23 protein-coding genes and 1 pseudogene are annotated in these 21,238 nt (G+C 71.7%); 11 read left to right on the top strand and 13 right to left on the bottom strand.

Annotated features, from left to right (window positions below; translation table 11 throughout):
- The first annotated feature begins 12 nt into the window (after nt 1–12).
- Nucleotides 13–687 (top strand): Crp/Fnr family transcriptional regulator, encoded by a 675-nt coding sequence (locus ABD831_RS01165; protein WP_344940331.1) that lies wholly within the window; start codon nt 13–15, stop codon nt 685–687.
- Between the two features lie 52 nt (nt 688–739).
- Here ABD831_RS01165 and ABD831_RS01160 read toward each other — a convergent pair whose 3' ends face one another.
- A complete protein-coding gene (locus ABD831_RS01160; RefSeq protein ID WP_344940327.1) occupies nt 740–1,615 on the bottom strand; it encodes an alpha/beta fold hydrolase in 876 nt (291 codons plus the stop codon).
- Nucleotides 1,616–1,764: 149 nt separating this feature from the next.
- Here ABD831_RS01160 and ABD831_RS01155 point away from each other — a divergent pair, with 149 nt between their 5' ends.
- Nucleotides 1,765–2,091: a DUF952 domain-containing protein gene (locus ABD831_RS01155; protein ID WP_344940324.1), complete on the top strand. Its 327-nt coding sequence runs from the start codon at nt 1,765–1,767 to the stop codon at nt 2,089–2,091.
- 41 nt (nt 2,092–2,132) lie between these two features.
- Here ABD831_RS01155 and arfB read toward each other — a convergent pair whose 3' ends face one another.
- From arfB to ABD831_RS01140, 3 genes are read right to left on the bottom strand one after another with little or no spacing between them, the layout of a single operon-like run.
- Nucleotides 2,133–2,588 (bottom strand): alternative ribosome rescue aminoacyl-tRNA hydrolase ArfB, encoded by a 456-nt coding sequence (gene arfB, locus ABD831_RS01150; protein ID WP_344940320.1) that lies wholly within the window; start codon nt 2,586–2,588, stop codon nt 2,133–2,135.
- 40 nt (nt 2,589–2,628) lie between these two features.
- Nucleotides 2,629–3,405 (bottom strand): SDR family NAD(P)-dependent oxidoreductase, encoded by a 777-nt coding sequence (locus ABD831_RS01145; protein ID WP_344940317.1) that lies wholly within the window; start codon nt 3,403–3,405, stop codon nt 2,629–2,631.
- 40 nt (nt 3,406–3,445) lie between these two features.
- The gene (locus ABD831_RS01140) at nt 3,446–4,591 is read right to left on the bottom strand and encodes an acyl-CoA dehydrogenase family protein (protein ID WP_344940314.1); all 1,146 of its coding nucleotides are present in this window, start codon (nt 4,589–4,591) and stop codon (nt 3,446–3,448) included.
- A gap of 133 nt (nt 4,592–4,724) precedes the next feature.
- On the opposite strand from ABD831_RS01140, the gene ABD831_RS01135 reads away from it, so the two are divergent.
- Nucleotides 4,725–5,621, top strand: coding sequence for a peptidoglycan DD-metalloendopeptidase family protein (locus tag ABD831_RS01135; protein WP_344940311.1), 897 nt, complete (start codon nt 4,725–4,727; stop codon nt 5,619–5,621).
- A 228-nt stretch (nt 5,622–5,849) separates the two neighbouring features.
- The gene (locus ABD831_RS01130; protein WP_344940308.1) at nt 5,850–7,130 is read left to right on the top strand and encodes an MFS transporter; all 1,281 of its coding nucleotides are present in this window, start codon (nt 5,850–5,852) and stop codon (nt 7,128–7,130) included.
- 18 nt (nt 7,131–7,148) lie between these two features.
- Here ABD831_RS01130 and ABD831_RS01125 read toward each other — a convergent pair whose 3' ends face one another.
- From ABD831_RS01125 to ABD831_RS01110, 4 genes are read right to left on the bottom strand one after another with little or no spacing between them, the layout of a single operon-like run.
- A complete protein-coding gene (locus ABD831_RS01125; protein ID WP_344940305.1) occupies nt 7,149–8,222 on the bottom strand; it encodes an ABC transporter ATP-binding protein in 1,074 nt (357 codons plus the stop codon).
- Nucleotides 8,219–9,004, bottom strand: a complete 786-nt coding sequence (locus ABD831_RS01120) for an ABC transporter permease (RefSeq protein ID WP_344940302.1) — start codon at nt 9,002–9,004, stop codon at nt 8,219–8,221. The genes ABD831_RS01125 and ABD831_RS01120 overlap by 4 nt, the downstream gene beginning before the upstream one ends.
- 36 nt (nt 9,005–9,040) lie before the next feature.
- Nucleotides 9,041–9,853, bottom strand: coding sequence for a molybdate ABC transporter substrate-binding protein (gene modA / locus ABD831_RS01115; protein WP_344940299.1), 813 nt, complete (start codon nt 9,851–9,853; stop codon nt 9,041–9,043).
- Nucleotides 9,850–10,245 (bottom strand): TOBE domain-containing protein, encoded by a 396-nt coding sequence (locus ABD831_RS01110; protein ID WP_344940296.1) that lies wholly within the window; start codon nt 10,243–10,245, stop codon nt 9,850–9,852. The genes modA and ABD831_RS01110 overlap by 4 nt, the downstream gene beginning before the upstream one ends.
- Before the next feature lie 141 nt (nt 10,246–10,386).
- Between ABD831_RS01110 and ABD831_RS01105 the strand changes: the two genes are divergently transcribed.
- Genes ABD831_RS01105 through ABD831_RS01095 form a run of 3 tightly spaced genes read left to right on the top strand, consistent with a single transcriptional unit; the run spans nt 10,387 to nt 11,737 of the window.
- Entirely contained in the window at nt 10,387–10,779 is a 393-nt protein-coding gene (locus ABD831_RS01105) for an ArsR/SmtB family transcription factor (protein WP_344940293.1), read from the top strand.
- Complete coding sequence (locus tag ABD831_RS01100) at nt 10,776–11,291, top strand: SRPBCC family protein (RefSeq protein WP_344940290.1); 516 nt, start codon at nt 10,776–10,778, stop codon at nt 11,289–11,291. Before ABD831_RS01105 ends, ABD831_RS01100 begins: the two co-directional genes overlap by 4 nt.
- A 5-nt stretch (nt 11,292–11,296) precedes the next feature.
- The gene (locus ABD831_RS01095) at nt 11,297–11,737 is read left to right on the top strand and encodes a VOC family protein (protein WP_344940287.1); all 441 of its coding nucleotides are present in this window, start codon (nt 11,297–11,299) and stop codon (nt 11,735–11,737) included.
- Between the two features lie 144 nt (nt 11,738–11,881).
- Here the strand turns inward: ABD831_RS01095 and ABD831_RS01090 are convergent, their stop codons facing one another.
- Entirely contained in the window at nt 11,882–13,414 is a 1,533-nt protein-coding gene (locus ABD831_RS01090; protein WP_344940285.1) for a S53 family peptidase, read from the bottom strand.
- A 368-nt stretch (nt 13,415–13,782) separates the two neighbouring features.
- Here ABD831_RS01090 and gabT point away from each other — a divergent pair, with 368 nt between their 5' ends.
- Entirely contained in the window at nt 13,783–15,120 is a 1,338-nt protein-coding gene (gene gabT / locus ABD831_RS01085) for a 4-aminobutyrate--2-oxoglutarate transaminase (protein ID WP_344940282.1), read from the top strand.
- A 121-nt stretch (nt 15,121–15,241) separates the two neighbouring features.
- Here gabT and ABD831_RS01080 read toward each other — a convergent pair.
- From ABD831_RS01080 to ABD831_RS01065, 4 genes and pseudogenes are all read right to left on the bottom strand, one after another.
- A pseudogene (locus ABD831_RS01080) lies at nt 15,242–15,514 on the bottom strand (DUF559 domain-containing protein); the annotation flags it as partial.
- 30 nt (nt 15,515–15,544) lie between these two features.
- Nucleotides 15,545–16,201 (bottom strand): hypothetical protein, encoded by a 657-nt coding sequence (locus tag ABD831_RS01075; protein ID WP_344940279.1) that lies wholly within the window; start codon nt 16,199–16,201, stop codon nt 15,545–15,547.
- 215 nt (nt 16,202–16,416) lie between these two features.
- Complete coding sequence (locus ABD831_RS01070) at nt 16,417–17,241, bottom strand: GDSL-type esterase/lipase family protein (protein ID WP_142176827.1); 825 nt, start codon at nt 17,239–17,241, stop codon at nt 16,417–16,419.
- Entirely contained in the window at nt 17,238–17,915 is a 678-nt protein-coding gene (locus tag ABD831_RS01065; protein ID WP_344940275.1) for a uracil-DNA glycosylase, read from the bottom strand. The genes ABD831_RS01070 and ABD831_RS01065 overlap by 4 nt, the downstream gene beginning before the upstream one ends.
- Nucleotides 17,916–17,959: 44 nt before the next feature.
- Here ABD831_RS01065 and ABD831_RS01060 point away from each other — a divergent pair, with 44 nt between their 5' ends.
- The 3 genes from ABD831_RS01060 (at nt 17,960) to ABD831_RS01050 (ending at nt 21,223) form a co-directional block, all read left to right on the top strand.
- A complete protein-coding gene (locus ABD831_RS01060) occupies nt 17,960–19,138 on the top strand; it encodes an N-acetylglucosamine-6-phosphate deacetylase (protein ID WP_344940272.1) in 1,179 nt (392 codons plus the stop codon).
- A 9-nt stretch (nt 19,139–19,147) separates the two neighbouring features.
- Nucleotides 19,148–19,795, top strand: a complete 648-nt coding sequence (locus tag ABD831_RS01055; RefSeq protein ID WP_344940270.1) for an HAD family hydrolase — start codon at nt 19,148–19,150, stop codon at nt 19,793–19,795.
- Between the two features lie 66 nt (nt 19,796–19,861).
- Nucleotides 19,862–21,223: a pyridoxal phosphate-dependent decarboxylase family protein gene (locus ABD831_RS01050; RefSeq protein WP_344940267.1), complete on the top strand. Its 1,362-nt coding sequence runs from the start codon at nt 19,862–19,864 to the stop codon at nt 21,221–21,223.
- Nucleotides 21,224–21,238 lie beyond the last annotated feature (15 nt).

Below are 21,238 nucleotides of genomic sequence, written 5' to 3'. Positions count from 1 at the left end.
CCGGTCGGTGCCGTGAACGTCAGCCTCGGACTGCTCTCCGACCTCGCTGACGACGAGCGCCGGGAGGTGCTGGCGAGCATGCACCGGCACACGTACGCCGCCGGCGAGGTCGTCTTCCATGAAGGGGACGCCGCGGACTCCGTCCACTTCGTCGTCGAGGGACGGGTCGTGGCCCAGCGCTCCTCCGAGCACGGCGACCGGCTCGCCTACGCGGTGATGGGGCCCGGGCAGGCCTTCGGAGAGCTCGCCATGATCGTGCGCAGGGGCCGCCGGACGGCGACGATCGAGGCAGTCGAGCCGACCGTGACGCTGGCGCTGCGCTACGCGGACTTCGAGCGGCTCTGCGCGCGGCACCCCGAGGTCAGCCGCCTCCTCGTCCGTCTGCTGGCGGCGCGGGTCAACCGCCTCACCGAGGCGCTCATGGAGGCCCTGCACACCCCGGCGGAGCTGCGCGTCGTGCGGAGCCTGGTCTCGCTGTGCGGCGTCTACTCCACCGGCGCGCAGGAGCGCTCGCCGGTGGCCGTGGAGCTGAACCAGACCGCGCTCGCCGAGCTCGCCGGCGTGACCCGGCCGACGGCGAACCGGGTGCTTCGTCGTCTCGAGTCGACCGGCGTGGTCGCACTCGACCGCGGACGCGTCGTCGTGCTGGACCCTGTCGCGCTGCGCCGCGCAGGGGGCCGCGGGTAGCCGCCCGACGTGGCCACACGGCATACGGCGGTCGGGGGCTGGAGGGTTCATGTCACTCGTGGACGAAGGCCTCGAGGACGCTCGCGAAGCGGTCCGGCTGTTCGAGGTGCGGGAAGTGGCCGGCGCCCTCGAAGAGCACGACCTTGGCCCCCGGGAAGATCTCGTGGGCCCGCTCGGCGTGGCCGACCGGGATCATCCGGTCCCGGGTGCCCCAGATGACGAGGGTGCGGATGTGCTCGCCCGCGGCCAGGTGGCCGAGCGCGTTGACCGTCTGTCCGCCCGGGTCGATGACCCCGCGGGTCGTGGCGAGGAAGGCGCGGCGGCTCTCGGCGTCGGAGAGGGACGTGAAGCCCTTCCACGCCGCCGACGCGTCGGCGCTCGGTCTCCAGCCCAGCCCGCGGACCGCCCGTCCCACGGTCTCGACGCGCTCGCGCACCCAGCTCGACGCGATGACCGGCAGCACGAGCTCGGCGCCGGGCAGCGTCGCCGAGCGCAGCAGCGGACTGACCGTGCGACCCAGCCCTCCCGTCGAGACGAGGACGAGGGCCTCGACGCGCTCGGGGAACAGGTAGCAGAACTGCATGGCGATGCCACCACCCAGGGAGTGGCCGACGAGGGTGACGCGGTCGATGCCGAGCCGGTCGATGAGGTCGCGCAGGACCGCGGCGTGAGAGCCGAGGGAGTAGTCGCCGACGGGCTTCGCGGAGGCGCCGTGGCCGAAGAGGTCGGGGATGACGACGCGGTGGTCGGTGTCGAGGCGGTCGACGAGGTGCGTCCAGTTCTCGTGCGAGCCGAGCAGGCCGTGGATGAAGAGGATGGCCGAGCCCTCGCCGGTGTCGACGAAGGAGAGGTCGTGCCCGCGCAGGTTCAGGACACTCGGTGGGTAGCGCAGCTCGGCGTCGTCCCGCGGCTCCTGCGTCCTCGTCATGCTCCCTCGCCCTCCCAGCAGGTGGGTGCGGCCGGAAACGGCTGGTCCGCAACGGTCCACACCTCCAGCGTCCCTCTCCGTGGGGGCGGCAGGTGGGACCTGAGACGCACCTCACCGACGGCGCTGCGGGCTTGGTAGCGTCGCTCGCCATGATCTACCACCTCGCCGAGCAGGCCCAGTGGGAGCAGGCGCTCCGGGACGGCACCTACACCCGATCGACCCGCGGGCGCTCGCTCGCGGAGGAGGGTTTCGTGCACGCCTCGTCGGAGCAGCAGTGGCCGGTCGTCCGGGCGCGCTTCTACGCCGACGTCACCGAGCCGCTCGTCCTGCTCCACATCGACGAGACGCGGCTCTCGTCGCGCGTCGTCCACGAGGTCGGCGACCCGGAGACCGGCGAGGCGTTCCCGCACGTCTACGGACCGATCGACGTTGACGCCGTCGTCGACACGACGGTGCTGGCGCCGCCGCACGCCTGACCGAGGACTGCAGCGGCGCTCGGCGCGGAATGCCGTGTGGCTCAGTCGGGTTGGATCCGACCGCGGCCGGACTTCACCTGCGACCGGCGCTTCTTGCCCTCGATGCGGCGCCGCTTCGAGCCGAGCGTCGGCCTCGTCGCGCGCCGGGCCGGCGGCGGAGGAGCGAGGCCCTCGCGCAGCAGGACCGCGAGCCGCTCCCTCGCCGCGGCACGGTTGCGCAGCTGGGACCGCCGTTCGGAGCTCACGATCGTGATCCGGCCGCCCATGAGCCGTCCAGCCAGTGCGGCGGTGAGACGCTCGCGCTGGGTCGGCGTCAGCGCCGCCGAGGCCTCGACGTCGAAGACGAGCTCGACCCGGCTGTCCGTCGTGTTGACACCCTGACCGCCCGGGCCGGACGACCGGCTGAAGCGCTCGACGAGCTCGGGCGCGGGGATGACGAGGCCGCGCCGCACACCGGGACCGGGCGCGATCACGAGGTCACCGCCGGGCTCGTTCACCCCGCCATTGTCACAGGTATCGACCAGGCGGCCGCCGAGCTCAGCGAGGCGGCATGCGGAGGGCGCCGTCGAGACGGATGACCTCGCCGTTGAGCATCGGGTTGTCGACGATGTGGCGCACGAGGTTGGCGTACTCCTCGGGACGGCCGAGGCGCGACGGGTGCGGCACCTGCTTCTCGAGGAGCTCCTTGACCTCGCCCGGCAGGCCCGCGAGCATCGGCGTCTCGAAGGTGCCGGGGGCGATGGTCATGACGCGGATCGCCTTGTCCGCGAGGTCGCGGGCGGCCGACAGCGTGAGGCCGACGATGCCGCCCTTGCTCGCAGCGTAGGCGGCCTGGCCGATCTGGCCGTCGAACGCGGCGATGCTCGCGGTGTTGACGATGACACCGCGGTCGCCGTCGACGGGTTCGTTGCCGAGCATCGCCGCTGCGGCGAGGCGCAGGACGTTGAACGAGCCGACGAGGTTGATGTCGATGACCGTCTTGAACGTGTCGAGCGAGAGCGGGCCGCCGCGCCCGATGACGCGGCCGGGGGTCGCGACGCCGGCGCAGTTGACGGCGATGCGCAGCTCGCCCAGCTGCGTGGCCCGCTCGATCGCGGCCTGCACCTGGGTCTCGTCGCGCACGTCGGCGGCGACGAAGACGGCACTGCCCTCGCGCTGGGCGTTGAGCTCCTCGACGAGTGCCGGGGCGGTCGAGGACTCGAGGTCGACGATGACGACGGTCGCGCCGTCGGCGACGAGGCGACGTGCAGTGGCTCCGCCGAGGCCGGAGCCACCTCCGGTGACGACGGCGACGGTGGACGAGTTCAGCTGCATGACAGGCCTTTCGGGCGTCGACGGGGTCAGGGGTACCGGGTCAGCGGGCGAGGAGCTGACGCGAGATGACGAGGCGCTGGATCTGGTTGGTGCCCTCGAAGATCTGGGTCACCTTCGCCTCGCGCATGTAGCGCTCGAGCGGGAAGTCCTCGGTGTAGCCGGCGCCGCCGAGCACCTGGACGGCGTCGGTCGTCACCTTCATGGCGGCATCCGTGGCGACGAGCTTGGCGACCGCCGCCTCCTTGCCGAAACCGCGGCCGGCGTCCTTGAGCCGGGCTGCGTGCAGGTAGGTGGCCCGCGCGGAGGTGACGGCGGCCTCCATGTCCGCGAGGAGGAAGGCCAGGCCCTGGAAGTCGGCGATGCGCCGGCCGAACTGCTGGCGCTCGTTCGCGTAGTCGGCCGCTGCGTCGAGGGCGGCCTGCGCGAGTCCGGTTGCGGCAGCGGCGATCCCGAGTCGACCGGCATCGAGGGCAGAGAGTGCCATCTTCATGCCGTCGCCCTCGCGACCAATGAGTCGCGCACCGTCGACGGGCACGCCGTCGAACATGACCTGCGAGACGGGGTCGCAGTGCAGGCCCATCTTCCGCTCCGGCTCGGCGAAGGACAGTCCGGCGGCGTCGCCCGGGACGATGAAGGTCGAGAGGCCCTTGCCGCCGTCGTCGGAGGTGCGCGCGAAGGTCGTGTAGTAGTCGGCGTGGCCCGCGTGCGAGATCCAGGCCTTGGTGCCCTTGAGCGACCAGCCATCGCCGGTCCGCGTGGCGCGCGTCGTCATGGAGGCGATGTCGGAGCCGGCGAGGGGCTCGGACAGGCAGTACGCGCCGAGCTGCTCGCCGGAGAGCATCCCGGGCAGCAGGGCCTGCTGCTGCTCGCGGGTGCCGAACGTCGCGACGGGGTATGCCGTGAGGCCGTGGACGCTGACCCCGACCGCCACGCTCATCCAGACGGACGCGATCTCCTCGACGACCTGCAGGTAGACCTCGTAGGGCTGCTCGGCGCCGCCGAACTCCTCGGCGTACGGCAGCGACAGCAGGCCGGCCCGCCCGAGGGTGCGGAACGTCTGCTCGGGGAAGGTGCGGGCGCGTTCGGCGTCGTCGACCTTCGGGGCGAGCTCCTTGCGGCAGATCTCGCGGGTCAGCTCGATCAGGTCGGCTGCTTCGTCGGTCGGCATCAGCCTCGTCGCTGGCATGGCTAGATACTAGGACGTCCGAGCATTTCGTCCAAAGTGTGAGACGCAGTCGGGGTTAGGGGCTTGTTAGGAGGCACCGCTTCAGTGGGGCGTACCGGGCACATCACCCCACCGCCATCCGGAAGGACATCCGATGTTCAGGAGATTCGCAGTCGGCCTCGTCGCCATGCTCGGCGTCGCTGCCGCGCTCGTCGGTACGGCCCCCACCGCCAGCGCCACCGCTCGCAACGGAGTGTGTGAGTCCGGCGAGTTCTGTCTCTACTACAACAGCGGCAACGCTGGGTCGCGCGTCGACCTCGTCAACTCCCAGCGTGACTACGGCAGCGGCTCTGGCTGCATCGAGTTCGTCAGCAGCGGGTCCGGCCAGGGCCAGTGCGTCAAGAACAACACCGCCTCGGTGTGGAACCGCACCGGCAAGCCCGTCTTCGTCTTCTACAACAGCGACTTCGGCGGCGTCTACGACCAGATCCCAGACGGCGCCCAGGTCGACCTCAACGCCAACGTCAAGAACAACAACGCGTCGCAGATCGTCGGCGACGCCTCGCTGCGCTTCCCGCTCGCCGTCGACCAGGCCGACATCAAGAACCGCACGCCGCACTGGTGCTGGGACAGCAAGGACAACTGCCACCACGACTACAACGCCGCCGACATCTTCGCCGCGACCGGAACCTCCGTCCTCTCGCCCGTGAGCGGCACCGTCATGACCAAGAACGTCCGGGCCGGCAGCACGGGCTGTGACAGTGTCGGCAGCACGGTGACGGTCAAGGACGGCTTCGGTCGTCTCTGGTACTTCGCGCACATGGACGACAGCCCTGCCCCGGTCGTCACGGTCGGGCAGTCGGTCAGCAAGGGCCAGCGCATCGGCTACGTCGGCACGAAGTACCACGCACTGTGCACCGACTCGCACCTGCACATCGACATGCGCGTCGGCGTCGACTCCCGGGTCTCGTGCAGCGCCAGCGCCTGCGCCGGCTACGGCTTCGTCAACAACCAGCCGCTGCTCCGCAACGCCTTCCTCGAGCTCCCGTGATGCCGGCGATGGAGCGGTTGCTCGCGGCCGCCACCCTCACGGCGGGGATCGTGTCGGCCGCCTCCGTGCCGGCGATGGTCCCCGAGCCGATCGACGTCGCGACCACGGCGTACACCGGCTGACCGGGAGGACGGCCCAGCGGCAGGCGTCGGCGCAGCGCGTCGACGCCTGCCGCGCGTCCCGGGAAAGCAGGAGACGTGGGCTGCCCGGGGGCCCTACCGTCGGACGGTGCTCAGGCTCCTGCGACGACCGCTGCGCGAGGCGGACGCGACGTCCACCTTCTACGTGCTCACGGCGGTCGCGGCCTTCGCCTTCGCCCTGTGTTTCACGCTCAATCTCGTCTTCCAGTACCGCGTCGTCGGGCTGGACCCGTTCCAGATGGTGCTCGTCGGCACGGTCCTCGAGGCGACGTGCTTCCTGTTCGAGGTCCCGACCGGGATCGTGGCAGACCTGTACAGCCGGCGCGTGTCCGTCCTCATCGGCTTCTTCCTCATCGGCGCGGGCTTCGCGTTCGAGGGCATCGTCGCGACCTTCGCCGCCGCGGTCATCGGCAACGTCGTGTGGGGCATCGGCTACACGTTCACGTCGGGAGCGTTGCAGGCCTGGATCACCGACGAGGTGGGCGAGGAGTCGGTGGGGCCCGTCTTCACCCGGGAGACCCAGATCGACCTGACCTTCAGCATCGTCGGCACGCTGGCTGCCGGTGCGCTCGGCCTGCTGGGCCTGCGCGCCCCGGTCATCGCCGCAGGGGTGACGTTGATGGTCCTGGCGGTCGGGCTCTGGGCCGTCATGCCCGAGCGGCACTTCCATCCGACGCCCCGGGGCGACCGGGAGACGTTCGGCCACATGCGCGACCAGCTCGTCTCGGGGCTGCGGATCGCGCGGAGCCGTCAGGTCGTGCGCGTCTTCCTCCTCGTGAGCCTGCTCGTCGGGCTGGCGAGCGAGGTCTTCGACCGGCTCTGGCGGGTCCGGGTGCTCGACACCTTCGAGATGCCGGCGGTCTTCGGCGGTGACGAGGCGATCGCCTTCACGGTCTTCGCGCTGGTCGGCACGGTCGTCTCGCTCGTCGCGTCGCTGGCGAGCGGCCGATGGCTCCCGCGTCGTGTCGTCGACGAGGATCCCGGCCTGCCCGTCGCGCTCGCCGCGATGCTCCAGGTCGTCGCGGTCATCGGGGTCGCGCTGCTCGGCAACCTCTGGCTCGTCCTGGCCTGCGTGTGGCTGCGGGGTGCGGCCATGGCGTTCAGCGCGCCCATCGAGTCGACGTGGGTCAACCGCAACCTGGACGGGTCCACGCGCGCCACCGTGCTGTCGATGAACGGGCAGGCCAACGCCATCGGCCAGGTCGCCGGCGGACCACCGCTCGGCGCTCTGGCGACGCGGACCTCGATTCCCGTCGCGCTCGTCGTCGCTGCAGTCGTGCAGGCGCCGACGGTCCTCGCCTTCCTTCGCGTCCGTCGCGCTGCCGGCAGGCCCGCGGGCCGTCCTCTCGAGCCGTCCAACGAGGGGTGAGGTCGCCGGGCACGGTCGTCAGCGGAGGTAGGTGCGCACCTCGGTGGCCTTGACGGCTGCCCAGACGTCCTGACCGACCTGCAGCCCCAGGGCCGTCACGGACTCGAGGGTCACCTCGGCCGTGAGCGGCAGGTCGCCGACGAGGCCGACCCGGGCCGACTGGCCCTGCATCGTCACCGAGGCGATGCGCAGCCGCCACGTGTTGCGCGGTGACCCCTCCGGCACGTGCAGGTGCAGCGACACGGCGCTCGGCGGGACGGTCGCCCACACGCGTCCCTCGGTCGGGCTCGTCGTGACGAGCAGCCCGCCATCCGCAGTGCGAACGTGTCCGTGCGAGTCGCCCTGTCCCGCATACAGGTTCAACCCGACGACGGTGCCGACGTAGGCGCTCCTCGGCTCGCTCAGCACCTCGGCGGGGGTGCCGGTCTGGGTCACCTGTCCGTCCTCGACGAAGACGAGGTGGTCGGCGAGCGTCAGTGCGTCGAGCGGGTCGTGCGTGACGAGCACGGTCACGCCGTCGTATGCCGCCAGGCGGGCTGCGAGGTCGCTGCGCGTGCGTGCGCGCGTGTCCGCGTCGAGGGCTGCGAGGGGCTCGTCGAGGAGCAGCAGTGCGGGGTCGGTGGCGAGGGCGCGCGCGAGTGCGACCCGAGCCTGCTGGCCCGAGGAGAGCTCGCGCGGCCTCGACGACTCGCGGTCTGCGAGGCCGACCCGCTCGAGCTCGGTGCGCGCCCGTTCGCGGGCGCGGTGCCGCGGCACGCCGCGGCTGCGTGGACCGAAGGCGACGTTGTCGAGGGCCCGCAGATGCGGGAAGAGCAGGCTGTCGGCAAGCATGAGGCCGACCTGGCGCTGCTCGGGCGCGAGCCGGCGCCGCCCGTCGTCCCAGACGGCGCCCCCGACGCGGACGTGTCCCTCGGTGAGGGGAAGCACCCCGGCGAGCGCGAGCACCGACGTGGTCTTGCCGCCGCCGTTGGGACCGAGGACGCCGATCACCTGCCCGGGCTCGGCTGTGAGCGAGACGTCGACCTCGGTCGCGCCGCGGGACAGGCGGATTCGCGCGTCGAGTGCCTTGTCGCCTCTGGTCGGCGAGCTCATCGCAACCACCGGCCACGGAGCACGCCGAGCACGAGCACGCTGACGGCGAGCAGCATGATGCTGATCGAGATCGCGACCTGCGGGTCGCGCTCGAGCTCGACGTAGACCAGCAGCGGCAGGGTCTGGGTGCGGCCGGGGAAGTTGCCGGCGAAGGTGATCGTCGCGCCGAACTCACCCAGCGCGCGCGCCCACGCGAGGGCGAGGCCGCTCGCGATCCCGGGAAGCACGAGGGGGATGCCGACGGTGCGCAGGTAGCGCAGGTCGGTGGCGCCGAGCGTCCGCGCCACCGACTCGAGCCGGGGGTCGAGACCACGCATCGCCCCTTCGACGGCGAGCACGTAGTAGGGCATCGCGACGAAGGTCTCGGCGAGCACGACGGCCACGCTGGTGAAAGGGATCTGGATGCCGAAGGGCGTCAGGTGCTGACCGACCACCCCGTTGCGTCCCCAGGTCATGAGCAGGGCGACGCCGCCGACGACCGGTGGCAGCACGAGCGGCACGGTCAGCAGGGCGCGCACCCAGCTCGTCGCCCGGTGGTCGGAGCGGGCGAGGAACCAGGCCAGGGGAGTGCCGAGCAGCAGGCAGAGGGCGGCTGTGACGGAGGTCGTCGTCAGCGAGAGCCGTAGCGCCGGAAGCACGGTCGGCGTCGCGAGGTCAGCCGGGATGCGGGCCCAGTCGGCACGCAGGAGCAGCGCCACGAGGGGGACGACGAGGAGCAGGAGCGCCAGCGCTGCCGGGACGCCGAGGGCGACCCGGGAACGCCACCTGCCGGCATACCTCATCTCACGTCGTCCTTCCGGTGGCCGGGCGAGCGGCACTCAGGGCGCGCCGAAGCCGAAGGACTGCACGGTGGCGAGCCCCTTGGCGCTCAGCAGGTAGGCGACGAAGGCCCGGCTGGCGGCGTCGTCGGACAGCGTGATGACCGGGTAGGAGAGGCTCGTGTTGAGCCGGGAGGGGATCTCGACGCCCGTGACGGAGCCCTTCGCGGCGACGACGTCGGAGTGATAGACCACTGCGGCGTCGGCCTCGGCGAGCTTGACCTTGGCGAGCGTCGCCTTGACGTCGACCTCCTTGCTCACGACGTTGGGCACGATGCGCGCCTTCGAGAAGGTGGCCTGCGCCGCCTTGCCGCACGGCACGGTGTCGGCGCAGACGACGACCTTGACGCTCGGCTTGGCGAGGTCGTCGATCGACGTGACCGCGCCGGGGTTGGCGGGAGGGACGGCGATCTCGAGGTCGTTGGTCGCGAACGTCTTCGTGTCCTTGACCAGGCGCCTGTCGAGCGGCTCGGCCGCGGACGTGCCGGCCAGGGCGATGACCGAGGCGGGTGCCCCGTTGTCGACCTGCTGCACGAGCGTCGCGCTCGAGCCGTAGGAGGTCTCGACGGTGACCCCGGGGTTGGCCGCCTCGAAGTCCTTCTTCAGCTGGTCGAACGACTCGGTGAGCGACGCGGCAGCCAGCACCGTCACGGTGCCGCGGAGGGAGGTCGCCCCGGTGCCGGCGGAGGGGGTCGCGGTCCCGCACGCTGCCAGGAGCGCGGCCAGGAGCGCGGCCAGGAGCGCGGCCAGCGCCCCGGTCGCGACGGCCGGGACGAGCCGCTGGGCGCGTCGGTGACGGAGTCCGGCGTTCATGCCGGGACCTCCACGACGACGTGCGTCGACTTGACGCTGGCGACGGCGACGGAGCCGACCTCGAGCCCGAGGTCGTCGACGGACTCGCTCGACAGGAGCGAGACGATGCGGAAGGGACCGCACTGCAGCTCCACCTTGGCCATGACGGTGTCCCGGGTGATGGCCGTGACGATCCCGCGCATCCGGTTGCGGGCGGACGCCGCTCCGATGGTGCCGACAGCAGCCGGGTGGGCGAGCTCCTGGGCCACGGCGGCGAGCTGGGCGCCGTCGACGGTGCGGCGCCCGGCGTCGTCGGTGGCGCCGTCGAGTCGTCCGGAGTCGACCATGCGGCGGACGGTGTCGTCGGAGACGCCGAGCAGGGCGGCAGCCTCGGTGATGCGCAGATGCGGCATGAAGGCGACTCTACCTCCGCATCTGCGGGTTCAGGGGGTGCTGTTCTGGACCGACTGCCAGATGTTCTCGGGGAGGGGTTGACAGATCCCGTCGTCGCGACGTGTAATCAACCAATCAGTTGATCAAGGAGTTCGTTGACCATGATTCTCTCGCCCGTCTCGGATGCCGACCTCGACCGCGCCTTCGCGGCCCTGGCCGACCCCGTCCGGCGCGCCATCATCGCCCGCCTCAGCCGGGGCGCCGCCACCGTCAACGAGCTCGCCGAACCGTTCGAGATCAGCAAACAGGCTGTCAGCAAGCACATCCAGGTGCTCGAGCTGGCCGGGCTCGTGAGCCGGAGCCGAGACGCGCAGCGCCGCCCGGTCCACCTCGAGGCCGCTCGTCTCGAGGCCATGACGGCCTGGATCGACCGCTACCGGCTCGCCGCCGAGCAGCGTTTTCGGTCGCTCGACGCGGTCCTCCAACGCACCACCACCCCCGGGACCGCCGGGGCAACCACACAGATCAGCACGGACAAGGAGCAGCAGTCATGACCAACCCACTCACCCTCGACATCCCCGCCGGCGTGCCGTGGATCGACTTCACGCGCGAGTTCGACGCACCGGTCGAGGCCGTCTTCAACGCCCACCGCGACCCCGAGCTCGTCCGGCAGTGGCTCGGGCCGCGGGGCTACGAGATGCAGATCGAACGCTGGGACTTCACGTCCGGCGGCGGCTACCGCTACACCCATCGCGACGGCGACAACGTCTACGGCTTCCACGGCACCTTCCACACCGTCCGCGACAACGACCTCGCCATCCAGACCTTCGAGTTCGAGGGCGCACCGGACGAGGTGGCCATCGAGTTCATGCGCTTCGTCGACCTCGGCGACGGCCGCTGCCGGCTCGAGGGCCGCAGCATCGGCCGCACCGTCGAGGGGCGCGACATGATGGTCGAGAGCGGCATGGAGAAGGGGATGGCCGAGGGCTACGAGCGGCTCGACGAGCTCGTCGCCGCGGCCTCGGCCACGAAGACGTCCGCGTCGGCCGCGGCAGCGCAGGGCTGAGCATCATGGACTGGACCCTCGAGGTCGTCATCGTCCCGGTCAGCGACATGGGCGCGGCCATCGCCTTCTACCGTGACCAGGTCGGCTTCGACCTCGACCACGACACCCAGAACGAGCACATGCACGTCGCCCAGCTGACACCCCGCGGCTCGGGCTGCTCCATCGTCGTCGGCGACCTGCCGTCACAGCGGGCGATGGAGCCCGGATCGCTCCACGGCATCCAGCTCGTCGTCGCCGACGCCGAGGCAGCGCGTGCCGAGCTCGTGAGCAGGGGGGTGGAGTGCTCCGAGGTCCAGACCATCGACCCGCGCGACGGTGGCACCTTCTTCGGCTTCTCCGACCCCGACGGCAACTCGTGGGCGGTCCAGCAGATCAAGGCCCGCGCCGACAGGCCACTCATCCCGCACGAGGCCCGAGGCCGCTTCGGCGAGGACCTCGAGCACTGAGACCCCGACCTGTCGGACCCCGCCCCCTGGGTTCCCGCGACAAGGTGCCCACTCGATGTTCGAGTGGGCACCTTGCCACGGATCAGGCCCGACTCGAGCCCCCTTCGCGCGGGGTCTCGGGTTCAGGTCCCGGTCGGCCGGTGCTCAGTGGCCGTGCACTGCCTGGACGAGGTCGGGCAGCAGCACGCCCGCATCCGGAGTGCCGAGTCCGGTCACCGGGTCCCAACCGGTCGTGGCCGGATAGCCCTCGACGCTCGGGTCTGCCGTGTTGTTGCCCAGCGTCACGTCGTGGAAGTCGGCGGCGTACCGAGCGGGGTTGGAGCCGATCCGGTAGAGACCGGGGTTGATCAGGCCCAGCCCGCCGCCGTTGATCTGGTCGGCGATGGCGACGAGGCCCGCCCACTGGGGACAGGACAGGGACGTACCTCCGATGTCGTACCACCCGGTGCTGCACGGGGCGCTACCGCAGATGAGCCCGCTGGCTCCGTCAGGCGGAAGCGACAGGTACACGAGCGCGCCGGTGCCCGCGCTGGCCTGCAGCCCGATGTCGGGGACGCCGCGCTTGGTGCCGATCGCCGTGCTGCCGGCGGGCAGGGTCGACTGGTAGTCGGGCTTGGCGAAGACGTGGCTGAAGCCACCGCCCGAGAAGGTCCACCCGACCTCGGCCGCACCCGGGTTCGCCTGGCACTTGGCCGGCGGGTGGATGCTGTCGACGACGCGACCGGCGGTCGCCTCGGCGTCGGTGCACAGGTAGGTGCCGCCCACGCCGGTCACGAGCGGGTCGGACGCCGGCCACTCCACCGTCGGGTAGGGGATGAGTGCGCCCCCGGACTTGACGGGCTGCTTCATCGTGTTCGCCGTGCCGCCGTCCCCCGACGACCCGAGCACCGTCACGCCGTTCTGGGCGGCAGAGATGAACGCGTGCCTCAGGTTCAGCAGGGACTGTGTGCTGCCGAACGCATCCTCCGCCGAGGCGAAGCTCTGCGAGATGACGTTGGCGAGGTGGTGGTCGACGACGTACTGCTCGGCCGCCATCATCTGCGGGAAGCCCTGGACGCCGAGCGTTTCGGAGTTCGGAGTGGTGACGAGCAGGATGTTTGCGCCGGGAGCCATCGAGTGGGCCGTCTCGACGTCGAGCGACACCTCGAGCGCCCACGCGGCCTTGTCCTGCAGGCCGGTGCCCTTGCCGGTCGACGGCGGCGCCTTGGTCGCCGGGTTGCCTTGGAGGTGCAGCTCGCTGAAGGTCGGCATGCCGGTGGTGCAGCTCACCGACTCCTCACCGCACATCGCAGGAAGGCCGAACGCCTGGTCGTACACGTGCAGGTCGTGCGCCATCGTGTCGCTGCCGTGCGAGTCGACGATGGCGATGGTCATGCCCCGGCCGTCGAGGTGGTTGTCGATGAGGCCCTGGACGTTGTAGGCCGCGCGCGTCGACGTCGGCGTGAAGCACCGCCGCCCGACGGAGTAGCACTGTGCCTCGGTGGGCGGAGTCGTCGAGGCGGAGATCTGGACGTAGTCGGACACGGTCGGGTGGAGACCCGACAGGGACGCGGTCGTCCGGACCGTGGGTGCAGGTGCCGCGCTGACCGGTGCGAGGGCGCCGCTCGTGGCCGCGCCGAGGGTGGCGAGGGCGAGGGCGCTGATGGTCGCCACCGCTCTCGGTTGCGTGTGGATCATGGTTGCTCCAAGCTCCCCGAGTGCCTGTGATCTGCGGATCGGATCCTCTGGCTGGGCGGCGGCAGGACATCGGCGTCGACAGCCACTACTCAGGGAACCGCTGTCGTGGTGCCGCCACCACAACTCACCGGATATTCAGTGCGTATTCACGGGTTGCTCGCAGGTTTCGGGAGGTCGGGAAGGCGGTCGGCTCCCGACCATGGAAGACCGGAGACGGCGCGCCCTCGCCTCACGTGCACATTCAGTGGTGTGCACGGAACGACGCGACGGTATGCCCAGCTGGATGCCCGTGGTGACGACGGATTGCGCAGCTCGCATGCGCGGGGCCGGGTTCCCCGGCAACGCCGCCGGACGGCATACTGACCCCCATGAGCAACGTCCCCCAGCAGCGGCTCCTGCAGACCGCGATCCCCGGCCCGAAGTCGGCCGCGCTCCAGGCCCGCAAGACGGCGGCCGTGTCCGCCGGCGTCTCCACCGGCCTGCCCGTCTACGTCGAGCGTGCGGGTGGCGGCATCCTCGTCGACGTCGACGGCAACCAGCTCATCGACTTCGGCTCCGGCATCGCCGTGACGACCGTCGGCAACTCGGCGCCGCGCGTCGTCGACCGCGTCACCGCCCAGGTGCATGACTTCACCCACACGTGCTTCATGGTGACGCCCTACGAGGAGTACCTCGAGGTCGCCGAGGCCCTCAACGACCTGACGCCGGGTGACCACGAGAAGCGCACCGCGCTCTTCAACTCCGGCGCCGAGGCCGTCGAGAACGCCGTCAAGGTCGCGCGTCACTTCACCGGGCGCAACGCCGTCGTCGCCTTCGACCACGCCTACCACGGGCGCACGAACCTGACGATGGCGCTGACGGCCAAGAACATGCCCTACAAGCACAAGTTCGGGCCCTTCGCCGGCGAGGTCTACCGGGCGCCGATGAGCTACCCCTACCGCTGGCCGGGTGGCCCCGCCGACTGCGCCAAGGAGAGCTTCGACGCGTTCGTCAGCCAGGTCCACGCGCAGGTGGGGGAGGACAACCTCGCCGCCGTGATCCTCGAGCCGATCCAGGGCGAGGGCGGATTCATCGTCCCCGCACCGGGATTCGTCAAGCAGGTCGCCGACTGGTGCACCGACAACGGCATCCTCTTCATCGCCGACGAGGTGCAGACCGGCTTCTGCCGCACCGGTGACTGGTTCGCCAGCGAGCACGAGGGCGTCGTGCCCGACCTCATCACGACGGCGAAGGGCATGGCCGGCGGCCTGCCGCTCGCCGGCGTCACCGGCCGTGCCGACGTCATGGACTCGATCCACGGCGGTGGTCTCGGCGGCACCTACGGCGGCAACCCCGTCGCGTGCGCGTCCGCCCTCGGCGCCATCGAGACGATGAAGGAGGAGGACCTCTGCGCCCGCGCCAGGCAGGTCGAGGCCCTCTTCGTCCCGCGCCTGAAGGCCCTCGCGGAGAAGTACCCGCAGATCGGCGACATCCGGGGCCGCGGCGCCATGCTCGCCGTCGAGCTCGTCAACGGCCCCGGCGACCTCACGCCGAACGCCGCCCTGACCGGCGCCGTCAACAAGGCCTGCCACGCCGAGGGTCTCGTCACCCTGACGTGCGGCACCTACGGGAACGTCTTCCGCTTCCTGCCGCCGCTCGCCGCGAGCGACGAGCTGCTCAACGAGGGCCTCGACATCTTCGAGAAGGCGTTCGCCGCCTCCGTCTGAGACCCCAACGACCCGAGCACGTATGCCGTCCCGCTGACCCAGCGGGACGGCATACGTCCTCTTCGGCTGGGCACTTCGGGGACTGATGACGCACCTTCCCGCCCGGCGAGCGACATGGTGCTCAGGCCACCGCCTCCGACGGGCCAAGGTGCGTCACCGGTCCCGGCTCGGTGGGGTCCGCGAAGCCCCGCTCAGCTCGACGCCGGCGCACCGTCCGCGCGACGACCTGCGCGACCCAGCCGGGGCGCAGCATCACCTGCTCCCACATGAAGCGGAGCACGATCCAGCCGCGCGAGGCGAGCTCGTCGTAGCGCACGCAGTCGCGTGACAGCGCGGACCGCTCGCCGTGGAACTCGAAGCTGTCGGCCTCCAGCACGATCCCGAGCGACTCGTCGGCGAGGTCGACCCTCGCGTAGAAGTCGTCCTAGCGGATCGGGTGCTGCGGGTCCCAGCTCGTGCCATCGACACCGAGGACGATCGCGCGGAGGACCGACTCGAACGGGTTGGCGGCCTTGGGGGTGGCGAGGCGGACGACGTGCAGCACCCGAGCGCGGTGCCGCGGGCCGAGGTTCGCTGCCGCTGCGACCACCACGTGACGGGGCCGGTCGCTGCGCAGCGCGGAGTCCACGACCGACAGGGCCTCGTCGAAGGGCAGGTCGAGGCAGCAGTCGATGACTGTTCTGACTGTGGTCGTGACCCAGCCGTCCGAGACGTCCGTGAGCGCGAGGGTGCGCCGGTGCGTTGTCGCGAGCCGACGAGTGCTGTCGCGCAGCTTGCGGCCCGTGGGGACAGTGACGTCGGGCAGCGTTGGCGCCACCTTCACCTTCCAGCCCCAGTGCAGGGCGGCGTCGCGGTGCGACACGACACCCGTCAACCGATGGGCCACCACCCGGCCCTCGTCTGCGTTCGGCAGCGCGTACACACCGTTGCCCGGGTGCGTCACGAGGCCCGCCTCGACGGCGCGGCCGATGAGACGCCAGGGGACGGCTCTTCGCAGCTCGCGCCAGGTGCACGTCCCACCGAGTCGGTGCACGGCGGTGACCACGTCGACCGGCGTGCGGCCACGCCGCTGTCTCGCCATGCGCCCGAGCCTGACCGCGCGGGGTGGCGGCGCGCCGAGCTTCTCCACAGCCCCGGTATCGGGACCGATGACGCACTTTCACCGGTCTGGCGTTGGCGGATCGTGCTCAGCCGGTCAGGCGCCGGGGGTGAGGCCGCGTCATCCGTCCCAGCCGAAGCGGGGCGTATGCCGTGTCGCGGAGGTCGCACACGGCATACGTCAGCGGGTGGCTGGGTTCAGGGCTGGTCGAGCGGGGCCACCTCGGGGCGCTTGGCCTGGCGCTGGTCGCCAGACGAGCGGCCGGTGAGGCGGCGGTGGACCCACGGGCCGACGTACTCCTTGGCCCACTGCGCGTTGGCCTGCAGCGCCTCGCGGCGGCCGATCGGCGGCGCCGGCTCGAGCGGCGTCGCCCAGTCGGTCTCGGCCGGCGTGTGCCCGAGCGACTCGAGCGCGGCGAGCGCGACGCGGCGGTGGCCCTCGGTCGTCATGTGGATGCGGTCCTCGCTCCACATCCGCCAGTCGCGCAGCGCATGCAGGCCCCACTGGTCGATGACGTGGGCACCGTTGCGGCGGGCGATGCTCCAGATGTTGGCGGTGTGGATGGCGGCACGGCCGCGGGTGGCCTTGACGAGCGGCGCGTCGGCCGGGTCGACGGGTGTCGCCATGAGCACGTCGGCGCCCGTCGCGCGGATGCGGGCCACGGCGGCCTCGAGCCGCGCGGCGAGGCCGTCGAGGTCGGCCTTGGGGCGCAGGATGTCGTTGCCGCCGCCGACGATGCTGACGAGGTCGGGCTGGAGCGACAGGGCATCCTCGAGCTGCGGACCGACGACGTCGGCGAGCTTGCGACCCCGCACGGCGAGGTTGGCGTACCCGAAGTCGAGTCCCTCGGCGCGCGCGATCTCCGACAGGTGCGAGGCGAGCCGGTCGGCCCAGCCGGCGAACTCGCCGTCGTGGCCGAAGGTCGGGTCGTCGTCGCACATGCCCTCGGTGAACGAGTCTCCGATGGCGACGAAGCGGGTCCAGACCGAGGGCCTCGAGACCTCGGGGGTGGGCTGGGTCATGTCAGCCTCCAGTCGATGGGTGCCGCGCCCTGCTGGGCGAGGAGGTCGTTGGTGCGGCTGAACGGCCGCGAGCCGAAGAAGCCGGAGCGCGCCGACAGCGGTGACGGGTGCGCCGACTCGATACGGGGCACGTCGCCGAGCATCGGGGCGAGCGACTGCGCCTGGCGCCCCCAGAGGATCGCGACGAGGGGGCCGCCGCGCTCGACGAGCGCCGAGATCGCCTGCGCCGTCACGGTCTCCCAGCCCTTGCCCTGGTGGCTGGCGCTGGCGCCCGGGCGCACCGTCAGCACGCGGTTGAGCAGCATGACGCCACGCTCGAACCATGGGGTCAGGTCGCCGTTGCCCGGTGTGGGCAGCGCGAGGTCGGTGCCCAGCTCGGCATAGATGTTCTGCAGCGACCGGGGCACCGGCCGCACGTCGGGCGCGACGCTGAAGCTCAGCCCCACCGGGTGCCCGGGCGTCGGATAGGGGTCCTGGCCCACGACCAGCACCCGCACGTCGGGCAGCGGCAGCGAGAAGGCCCGCAGGACCCGGTCGCCGGCCGGGAGGTAGCCGCGCCTGGCCGCGACCTCACCCCGGAGGAACTCACCCAGCTCCGTGATGGTGTCAGCCACCGGCTCGAGCGCCGGGACCCACGTCGGGTGGACGAGATCGGCGAGGGGTCTGGATGGCACGCCCACACGCTACCCCCGCCCCGTGTGCGACAGAATCGACCCCGATGAACCTCACACTGCGCGGACCCGCCCTCGTCGACGACACGGTGCTGCCCGACGTCCTCGTCCGCGTCGAGGGCGAGCGCATCACGGCTGTCACCTCTGTCCCCGAGGGCGCCGAACCCCCACCCGGCGCGGGTGCGGCCGAGCGGGTGAGCGGGACGATGGTGCCGGCATACGTCGACATCCACTGCCACGGCGGTGGCGGCACGGCGTTCACCGACCTGCGCGACGACGCAGCGGCCGCAGCCGCCGAGCACCACCACGCGCACGGGTCGACGAGCCTGCTCGCGAGCCTCGTCACGATGAGCCCCCGGGACCTCGAGCGGGGCGTCGCGATGCTCGCCGAGCTCGCCGACGACGGGGTCGTCGACGGCATCCACCTCGAGGGCCCATGGCTCTCCGAGGCGCGGTGCGGCGCGCACGACCCGACGCTGCTGCGCGAACCGACGCTCGCCGAGGTCGAGCGCCTCATCGGGCTCGGCCGCGGCCACATCCGTCAGGTGACGCTCGCCCCCGAGCGTGCCCACGGCCTCGACCTCGTCCGCTGGCTCACGACGGCCGGAATCCACGCCGCGATCGGTCACACGACAGCCACCTACGCGCAGGTCGAGCAGGCCGTCGCGGCCGGTGCCGACCTCGCGACACACCTCTTCAACGGCATGGACCCCTGGCACCACCGCAAGCCGGGCGCCATTGCGGCACTGATGCGTTCGGCCGCTCGGGGGCACGTGACCGTCGAGCTCATCGCCGACGGCGCGCACCTCTCGGACGACACGGTGCGCACCGTCCTCGACCTCGTCGGCGCCGACCACGTCGCCTTCGTCTCCGACGCGATGGCCGCGGCGGGCGTGGGCGACGGGGCCTACGTCCTCGGCGGCCTGTCCGTGGTCGTCGACCACGGCGTCGCCCGCCTGGCCCGTGACGCCGACGGCACGGCGCCGGGGTCGATCGCGGGCGGCACGAGCCACGTCGCCGACATCGTCGCGCGAGCGGTGGCCGCCGGCGTCCCGATGGCGTATGCCGTGCGCCCCGCCACGCGCACCCCTGCCCGCGCGCTGGGGCTGGCCGACCGGGGGTCGCTCGCGGTGGGATCGCGCGCCGACGTCGTGGTCGTCGACGGGGCCGCGCGACCGACCCGGGTCATGAGACGCGGGCGGTGGCTGGACCCCTCGCTGCCCTAGGCTCGGCCGGTGACTTCTCCCCGCTGGTCCACCGCCGTCTTCGACCTCGACGGCACGCTGGCCGACACGATCAACCTCATCGTCGAGTCCTACCAGCACGCGTTCCGGACGGTCCTCGGCCGCGAGGAGGACCCCGACGTCATCCGTTCGTGGATCGGCCGGCCGCTCATCGGCGCCTTCCGCGACCACTCGCCGGAGCACGCGGACGTGCTCTACGAGACCTACCTGACCTGGAACGCCGACAACACCGAGCGGCTCATCCGCGGCTACGACGGCGTCGTCGACGTGCTCGGTGACCTGCGTGCCGCCGGAGTCCACGTGGGGGTGGCGACCTCGAAGCGGCGCGAGTCGGCGCAGCAGGCGATGGACATCCTCGGGATCAGCCAGCACGTCGACGTGCTCGTCGCGATGGAGGACACGGAGCGGCACAAGCCCGACCCGACGCCGCTGCTGCTCGCCCTCGACCGGATGGGCCGCGGCCTCAACGACGCCGTCTACGTCGGGGACGCCGTCGTCGACGTGCTCGCCGGCAAGGCGGCCGGCATGGACACCGTGGCCGTCACGTGGGGTGCGGGCCTGCCCGAGGCCCTGCACGCGGTGCGCCCCACGGCCGTCGCCGCGAGCGCCGACGAGCTGCGCGCCGCTCTCCTCGGCTGACCGGAGGCCCCGGGCCATGGTTCCGGAGGGTCGGTGGCACCCGGTCGCAGGGCCTAGCATCTGTGCGTGCACAGCTTCGACAAGGATGCCGACCACGTCGCCGTCGACAAGGTCCTCAGCTACGCCCGCGAGCGGCTCCTCATGGACCCGATCCCGCTCGACGGGGCCCAGACCGAGGACTACCTGAGGTCGGCCGCCGGCCAGACCATCACCCGGGAGGGTCTGGGGTCGACGCGCGCCATGGAGCTCTTCGAGCACACCCTCGCGCCGGCCTGCCTCTCGACGGACCACCCGCGCTACCTCTCCTTCATCCCGTGCGCCCCGACCCGTGAGGCCGCCGCCTTCGACGTCGTCGTCGGCGCCTCGTCGATCTACGGCGGGTCGTGGATGGAGGGCGCCGGCGCCGTCTACGCCGAGAACCAGGCGCTGCGCTGGATCAGCGACCTCGCCGGTCTGCCCGAGTCCGCGGGCGGCGTCTTCGTGCCCGGTGGCACGGTGGGCAACCTGTCAGCGCTCGTCGTGGCACGGCATACGGCCAGGGCCCGCGCGAAGGAGGCGGGCACGGGAGCCCGCCCCTACCGCATCGCCGCGACCGACAACGCGCACTCGTCCGTCGTCTCGATGGCTGCGGTCATGGACGCCGAGGTCTGCGGGGTCCACGTCGACGACAAGCTGCGCCTGACCGGCGCTGAGCTGCGAAAGACGTTGGAGGAGCACGGCCCCGAGACGTTCTTCGCCGTCGTCGCGACGAGCGGCACGACGAACTTCGGTGTCGTCGACGACCTCGCGTCCGTCGCCGAGGTGTGCCGCGAGTACGGCCTGTGGCTGCACGTCGACGGCGCCTACGGCGGCGCCGGCCTGGCCGCGCCCTCGGTGCGCCACCTCTTCGACGGCATCGAGCACGCCGACTCGTTCATCGTCGACCCGCACAAGTGGCTCTTCGCCCCGTTCGACTGCTGCGCGCTGATCTACCGCGAGCCCGAGCTCGCGCGCATCGCGCACACGCAGGAGGCGGGCTACCTCGACGTCATCACGAAGTCCGCCGAGTGGAACCCGACCGACTACTCGATCGGGCTGACGCGCCGCGCCCGTGGCCTGCCGCTCTGGTACTCGCTCGCGGTGCACGGCACGGACGCCTACGTCGAGGCCATCGAGAGCACCCTCGAGGTGACCCGCTTCGCCGCCGACGAGATCGGGCGCCGCGACTACCTCGAGGCGGTCCGCGAGCCCGACCTGTCGGTCGTCGTCTTCCGCCGTCTCGGCTGGGGTCCGGACGACTACCAGGCCTGGACCGACCGGCTGCTGGGGGAGGAGTTCGCGTTCGTCGTGCCGACGACCTTCCGCGGCGAGACGCTGACGCGCTTCGCCATCGTCAACCCGCACACGACGAAGGAGGACGTCAACGCCATCCTCGACACGATGTCCTGACAGCGCCCGGGCGGG

The organism is Terrabacter ginsenosidimutans (assembly GCF_039539425.1).
GTDB classification, from domain to species: domain Bacteria; phylum Actinomycetota; class Actinomycetes; order Actinomycetales; family Dermatophilaceae; genus Terrabacter; species Terrabacter ginsenosidimutans.
This window is presented reverse-complemented; position numbering and strand designations above follow the sequence as displayed.